Annotated in this window: 9 protein-coding genes; 3 read left to right on the plus strand and 6 right to left on the minus strand. The window is 44.2% G+C overall.

Features of this window, described 5'->3' with window-relative positions:
* Positions 1 to 258 precede the first annotated feature (258 nt).
* Positions 259 to 2,016 carry an arginine--tRNA ligase gene (gene argS, locus QUB64_RS20380; protein WP_333278044.1) on the plus strand — a complete coding sequence of 586 codons (1,758 nt, stop codon included), beginning with the start codon at positions 259 to 261 and terminating at the stop codon, positions 2,014 to 2,016.
* A gap of 282 nt (positions 2,017 to 2,298) precedes the next feature.
* Here the strand turns inward: argS and QUB64_RS20385 are convergent, their stop codons facing one another.
* The 5 genes from QUB64_RS20385 to QUB64_RS20405 all read right to left on the minus strand — a co-directional run bounded on the left by QUB64_RS20385 (position 2,299) and on the right by QUB64_RS20405 (position 5,139).
* Positions 2,299 to 3,141, minus strand: a complete 843-nt coding sequence (locus QUB64_RS20385; RefSeq protein ID WP_333278046.1) for an ATP-grasp domain-containing protein — start codon at positions 3,139 to 3,141, stop codon at positions 2,299 to 2,301.
* Positions 3,142 to 3,353: 212 nt separating this feature from the next.
* Positions 3,354 to 3,785 (minus strand): DUF4279 domain-containing protein, encoded by a 432-nt coding sequence (locus QUB64_RS20390; protein WP_333278048.1) that lies wholly within the window; start codon positions 3,783 to 3,785, stop codon positions 3,354 to 3,356.
* A gap of 14 nt (positions 3,786 to 3,799) precedes the next feature.
* Complete coding sequence (locus tag QUB64_RS20395; RefSeq protein ID WP_333278061.1) at positions 3,800 to 3,991, minus strand: polymorphic toxin type 33 domain-containing protein; 192 nt, start codon at positions 3,989 to 3,991, stop codon at positions 3,800 to 3,802.
* Positions 3,992 to 4,110: 119 nt separating this feature from the next.
* Positions 4,111 to 4,800, minus strand: coding sequence for an ImmA/IrrE family metallo-endopeptidase (locus QUB64_RS20400; RefSeq protein ID WP_333278050.1), 690 nt, complete (start codon positions 4,798 to 4,800; stop codon positions 4,111 to 4,113).
* Positions 4,801 to 4,815: 15 nt separating this feature from the next.
* Positions 4,816 to 5,139, minus strand: coding sequence for a helix-turn-helix domain-containing protein (locus QUB64_RS20405; protein ID WP_293262723.1), 324 nt, complete (start codon positions 5,137 to 5,139; stop codon positions 4,816 to 4,818).
* Positions 5,140 to 5,177: 38 nt separating this feature from the next.
* Between QUB64_RS20405 and QUB64_RS20410 the strand changes: the two genes are divergently transcribed.
* Complete coding sequence (locus QUB64_RS20410; protein WP_333278053.1) at positions 5,178 to 5,657, plus strand: hypothetical protein; 480 nt, start codon at positions 5,178 to 5,180, stop codon at positions 5,655 to 5,657.
* 165 nt (positions 5,658 to 5,822) lie between these two features.
* On the opposite strand, the gene QUB64_RS20415 is transcribed toward QUB64_RS20410, so the two are convergent.
* Positions 5,823 to 6,020, minus strand: coding sequence for a hypothetical protein (locus QUB64_RS20415; RefSeq protein WP_333278055.1), 198 nt, complete (start codon positions 6,018 to 6,020; stop codon positions 5,823 to 5,825).
* Here QUB64_RS20415 and QUB64_RS20420 point away from each other — a divergent pair.
* Positions 6,020 to 6,157, plus strand: a complete 138-nt coding sequence (locus QUB64_RS20420; RefSeq protein WP_333278057.1) for a hypothetical protein — start codon at positions 6,020 to 6,022, stop codon at positions 6,155 to 6,157. The two genes, QUB64_RS20415 and QUB64_RS20420, sit on opposite strands and share 1 nt — an antisense overlap.
* Positions 6,158 to 6,211: the final 54 nt, after the last annotated feature.

The following is a 6,211-nucleotide window of genomic DNA, read 5'->3' on the forward strand; positions in this document are numbered from 1 at the left end:
ATTAACATACCTTAATGTAACTGATTTAACTAAATTGTATGGCGATCGCGATCGTTGACTAGATGTGATATTTTTTGATTGGTCTAGCGATCGGCTTTGTGATAATCTGTAACCTAAGATACGAAACGCTGTGATTGAGGTCAGGATGGAAAATATTTTCGAGGGGGCAATCCCCGGAGAAATACCGCTAAAAGTTGCCCTGTATCGACCTCAACCTTTACCGTTTAAAATAAGTATCCAATCAAAATATTAAAAAATATGAACTCGATCGCCCAACAGTTAAAAACAAGATTTGAAAAAGCCTTCGCCTCCGCATTCGGCGAGAGTTATGCCGATACGGATCTGATGCTAGCGCCTGCGGGTAATCCCAAGTTTGGGGACTTTCAGTGCAACGCGGCGATGAGTTTGGGCAAAAAGTTAGGCAAGCCGCCGCGGGCGATCGCCTCTACAATTATCGAAAACCTCGACATCGCTGACATCTGCGAAACCCCAGAAATCGCCGGCCCTGGCTTTATCAATTTGAAGCTGAAACCGGCTTATTTGGAAGCGCAGATCGGTGAAATCGCAGCCGACACCCGTTTGGGGATTTCACCGACTCAAACGCCTCAGAGAATCGCGATCGACTTTTCGAGTCCGAATATCGCCAAAGAAATGCACGTCGGACACTTGCGATCGACAATCATCGGAGATGCGATCGCCCGCACCCTCGAATTTCAAGGCCACGACGTACTCAGAATCAACCACATCGGCGACTGGGGCACCCAATTCGGAATGCTAATCGCCTACTTGCGCGAAGTCCACCCCCAAGCCCTCACCACCGCAGACGCCCTAGACTTAGGAGATTTAGTCGCATTTTACCGCCAAGCAAAACAGCGCTTTGACACAGACGAAACCTTCAAAGAAACCGCCCGCCAAGAAGTAGTAAAACTGCAAGCAGGCGCCGAAGACACCCGCCGCGCCTGGAAACTGCTGTGCGATCAATCCCGCCGCGAATTCCAAGTAATCTACGACTTACTCGACATCAAACTAACCGAACGCGGCGAATCATTTTACAATCCTTTATTACCCGCAGTAGTCGAAGACTTAACCGAGTTAGGCTTGCTAGTAGAAAGCGACGGCGCCAAATGCGTATTTGTAGACGGATTCACCAACTTTGAAGGCGAACCACTACCGCTAATCGTGCAGAAAACCGATGGCGGCTACAACTACGCCACAACAGACTTAGCCGCCATCCGCTACCGCATCCAAAATGACAATGCAAAGCGCATAATTTACGTCACAGATTCAGGACAATCAAACCATTTCGCCCAAGTATTTGCAGTCGCCCGAAAAGCCAATTGGATTCCCGAAGATGTCGAAATTGTCCACATTCCCTTCGGTTTAGTCTTAGGAGAAGACGGCAAAAAATTAAAGACTCGTTCTGGCGACACCGTGCGGTTGCAGGATTTATTAGACGAAGCAATTGTCCGCACTCGCCAAGATTTAGAAGACAGATTAAAAGCAGAAGAAAGACAGGAAACAGCAGAATTTATTAACAACGTATCTCGAACAGTTGGTTTGAGTGCCGTAAAGTATGCAGACTTAAGTCAAAACCGAGCCAGCAACTATATTTTCAGTTACGACAAAATGCTAGCTTTGCAAGGAAACACCGCGCCATATATGCTGTATGCCTACGTGCGTGTCCAGGGAATTCGCCGCAAAGGTGAGATAGATTTTGACAACTTAGATGCTGGTGCGAAAGTAATTTTGCAATCCGATGCCGAATTGGTATTAGCAAAGCATTTATTGCAGTTCAATGAAGTTGTGAATGCTGTTGGCGGCGACTTATTGCCGAATCGGATTTGTCAGTATTTGTTTGAATTAAGTCAAAAGTTCAATCAATTTTTTGAGCAATGTCCAGTTTTGAAAGCTGAGGAACCATTGCGGACTTCGCGGCTAATTTTGTGCGATTTGACGGCGAGGACTTTGAAGTTGGGTTTGGAGTTGTTGGGAATTCAGGTGTTAGAAAGAATGTGATGCTTTAACTCTTGTGAAACAGTCAAGATTCCCGGCGATGTAGGGGCGGGTTCGCTAACAATAATTGCCTGAAACCAACCATCTCGAAAACCCGCCCCGGCCTGATTGCACAACCCACATATTTATCAACCTGATTCGCGGTACATGGGGATTTATCGTTGGGGCGGGGCGGGTTTTATAGATTGTCGGTTTGAGATTGAGATTGTTGGCGAACCCGCCCCTACATTAGACAATTAATTTATCGATCGAACTCAGTTATAGCGCATCTCTCAAATCGAGCATTTACGGTTTTTTGTTAACAACCAAGCTATCTAGGATATCTTTAAACATTGTTACCGCAATTTGGCGATCGTTATCTCTCACAAAAATATCGTAGTTCGGACTTGAGTTAATTTCAATTAACCAATATTCCCCATTTGTATCTAAGGCGATATCAAACCCGGCGTAATTAATCTGAATCTCTTCAAAAACAGGGCGAACAAAATTTTCAATTTCCGAAATAATCTCTGAGTCGGTAATATGCTTAGCTTTTGCACCATCCCAGTGCAGCGGGCTTAAATTCCCCGCAAATTTAGCATCGGATTTATCTTTTTCATATAGCAAAACCAGCTTGCGATCGAAGAAAACTGCCCGATATTCGTGTCGGATATCAATGTATTCTTGAGCTAGACAAACATAGTCATAATTTTTGCTGTTGACATCAAATACAATTTCAATCGCTCCTAGAACTTGCTCGTGGGTTTCACAAAGCAATACATTGTTTCCAGCCGAACCGCGATTTCTTTTCACTATCACGGGTAGAGAAAATGTTTTGCCAACTTCGGCTGCAATTTCTGCACAATCTTTAAACTCTAAATACTTGTGATACTTTTCTTCGCAAAAAGGCGAGAGAAATCCTAGAGTTTTTGGAGTTTTAATCTTGTCTTTCAGCAATTGATAAGTATATTCTTTGTCTTTAAATATGTGTACAATTTGCTCGTTGTTAAACGGCATACTGAAATTAACGAAATAATAATATTGACCGTTCAGTTTGATTCTAACTAAGTTTTGGTTGGGTGCGATGATTTCATAACTGATATTTAACTCTTGACAAGCTTCCAGAACCAGACTGATATTTGTCTGCATAATTTGCACAGTATATTTGTTTGTGACTTGCCCGCGCTCACCTCAGAAACCGGGTTTCTTCGACTATTTCTCGTCACTGGAGAGCAAAACTCGTAGAAACCCGGTTTCTGGCCCCACGTGCAGTCTATGATTTTTTTCATTCATACTGTATCACAGCAGGAAGCACTGAGACTAAAAGGGCGAGATCTCTTTGAGCAACAACCCTATACCACTCATGCTGCTACTGCTTCATCCGAGGCAGTCTCCTCTGGCAAAACATAAAAATCTACATCAATTGCCGCATTCAATTGATGTATCTTTTCAACAATATATTTATCAAAATGGATTGCTGGCACACTGCCACTTCTGTAATAAATGACGCAAGAAATCTCTGCCTTGCAACATTTACATAACTCTACCAAAGATAGCCATCCCGGTTGAAGTTGTTCCATCACAGATTTAAGGTGAGATTCTAAGTCGTCCGACTTGCTAAGTTGAGAATCTACTCTCCAGCCATTGTACTTTTTGCGGATAGTAGCTTTTGAGTGAATTAAGTCGCCAATTTTCCAAATCTTACTTGGTTTGATGCCGACTTTTGCTGTTACCTCTTCTGGAGATAAGTCAGTTCCAATTAATGCAAAATAAGCGTAAATCTCTGATTCCATCCTCAGGCTCCTGTTTAATGTGATGAGAAATCATTAATGTTTAGATTTGTTGGTTCGCCCGGACTCATACCGCCTTTAGGTTTGACGTATATGTTTCCATCTCTGTCTTTGTAAAGGTCTTTTTTAGAGGCATTTTCTTCATTTTTGATTTCGTGGATGTCAATTCCTCCTATTTTTAATCTCTCAACTTCCTGCTTGGTAAGCAGCTTGTCTTGTCTCCAGTTTCGCTCTTATTCACTATTCCCTGATATTATTTCCGCCATTCCTTACACCAAAAAAAGCTGAGATTTGAGAATTTATCTCAAACCTCAAATTCAATCAAATTCTATCCAAACAGCCGCTGTTGCCCGTTTGCGGCCTCTTTGCCAGCATAAATCTCGCGGGTTCCCTTGGGAATGTAAATCCAGCCCAACTCTTGCAAGCGGTTGGTCAAATTGGAAATGCTCACTCCCAATTCATCTCTCATTTTGTATAAATGCGACCACTTTGTTAAATCCCGCCCCTGTCTTTTATCTTCCAAAATACATCGAGGCATTAACAAGCAGCTTGCGAAATATTGGGCTTGCCATTCGATCGACAAAACCTTATTATCCGCACTCGCGCCCCGACACACAAACGGTTCCTCGACATCCTGGGCGGTTTTTGTTCGATCGCCCAAATCTAGTTCCAACTGTTGCACAGTCCCGTCTGCTTCATCTTGATTGACGTGCAGCACCCAGTGCCCGATTTCGTGGGCGATCGTCGATTCGATGAACCCCGGCGGTTTTTCGAGAATCAATTCGTTGATTTCGATCAACCGCTGCTGGGGTAAAATCCTGGCGGCGATCGCACCTTCGGAGTCCGGCTCAATGTAGTCCCAGACTACGCCCAAATCCAGGAAATCAGCTACCGTTGTCGCTTCAAAAGGCCATTTCGGAGCAAAATTTTGCGTTTTCTGCATCTGCATCAAGATGTCATTTGCCAAACGCTCGATCGATTCTTTGGGATAGAAGCAATACGGTTTAAAAATACTCACTGTCGTAGGCCTCTGTTACGCTTCAAAAGATTGTTTGAGCCAATCTGGATTTTCTTGCATCCGCCGGAAAAGAGCCTGCATTTCCTTCGGATTCTGCTTCAGCAGCGCTTCGTACTGCTGAGGCAGTCTCCCCGCCAGAAAAATCAACTCCTCTTCGTTGATGTCGAGATTCCGCGCCAACGCTCGGATTACGTCCTCTTTGGGCGCATAATCCGCGCGATCGTTCTCCAGCTTCGACAAATAAGTAAAATCCACACTTAACATACCAGCTAGCTCACGTTGTGAGTAAGCCTTGTCCTTGCGAGCTTGACGGATCAGTCTTCCAAATGTTTGTTCCACGGTTTTTCGCCTCCTGACAAGCATTCTAGCCTGTTTTGATGAAAAGTTCAACAAAATACTTGACGGGAAAATCAACCTACGTTACTATGGGTTTAGTTGACGGTTTAATCAACCAGTGCAGCCACACCCCTGTGGTAAAAAATCCAACTCAGCGAAAAGAACACGCTACATATAGCCGTCAACTTGAGAGGAGTGAGTACCTTCGGGCATCTAAACCCTTGTACGCAGCAAATAAAAAGGAGCGATCGCAAATGCTGAGAACCTGGACAGACACACATTACAAGCTAGAAGACGATGACTGGCTATACATCGCCACCCACGAAGAACAAAGCTCAGCCTCACTCGTTTGTCCGGGCTACGCGCGGGATGGCGAAGGCTTTAGCATCCACTTCACCCCAGCGCACTTAGAAACCTTAGAACATTTGCTCACCGCGCTGCGGATTATTCAAGCTCAACAAGAGGCGATGCTTGAGTACACCTATCCAGAACCAAAAGCGACAACACATCTTATTCGGTAATCAATCGAAGGAAGAAGGAAAAAGGAAGAAGGAAAAAGGAAGAAGGAAGAAGGAAGAAGGAAGAAGGAAGAAGGAAGAAGGAAGAAGGAAGAAGGAAGAAGGAAGAAGGAAGAAGGAAAGAAGGAAAGAAGAAGGAAGAAGGAAAGAAGAAGGAAGAAAAATAATTTATTTTTGTAACTTCCCAATTTTAAATTCCCAATTCCCAATTCCCAATTCCCATGCCCCATGCCCCATGCCCCATGCCCAATTCCCAATTCCCAATTCCCAATTCCCAATTCCCATGCCCCAATTCCCAATTCCCATGCCCCATGCCCCATGCCCCATGCCCAGTAAATCAATAAATAACCAAGGAAAAACGAACAATGACTACCACAAAAGAAAGACCTACATTTTCAGTTTTCGGAGCCAAACCGACCAATGCTTTGCTAGTACCAGAAATCCCGATCGCCGTGCGTAACAACTGTCAGTCGGGCCAATGGGGTGCGATTCGTTCTCTCTAAATAAAGTGCTAAAAAAACACTTTTGGGACGAGAGGCAAGGTTCATAACCGAATC

It is taken from the genome of Microcoleus sp. Aus8_D2 (genome assembly GCF_036702665.1).
Classification (GTDB): Bacteria; Cyanobacteriota; Cyanobacteriia; order Cyanobacteriales; family Microcoleaceae; genus Microcoleus.

Bases quoted from the DNA above. Each gene is read 5' to 3' on its own strand.
- argS (WP_333278044.1), top strand. From the start codon at position 259: ATGAACTCGATCGCCCAACAGTTAAAAACAAGATTTGAAAAAGCCTTC.
- QUB64_RS20385 (WP_333278046.1), bottom strand. From the start codon at position 3,141: ATGCAGACAAATATCAGTCTGGTTCTGGAAGCTTGTCAAGAGTTAAAT.
- QUB64_RS20390 (WP_333278048.1), bottom strand. From the start codon at position 3,785: ATGGAATCAGAGATTTACGCTTATTTTGCATTAATTGGAACTGACTTA.
- QUB64_RS20410 (WP_333278053.1), top strand. From the start codon at position 5,178: ATGAAAAGTTCAACAAAATACTTGACGGGAAAATCAACCTACGTTACT.
- QUB64_RS20420 (WP_333278057.1), top strand. From the start codon at position 6,020: ATGACTACCACAAAAGAAAGACCTACATTTTCAGTTTTCGGAGCCAAA.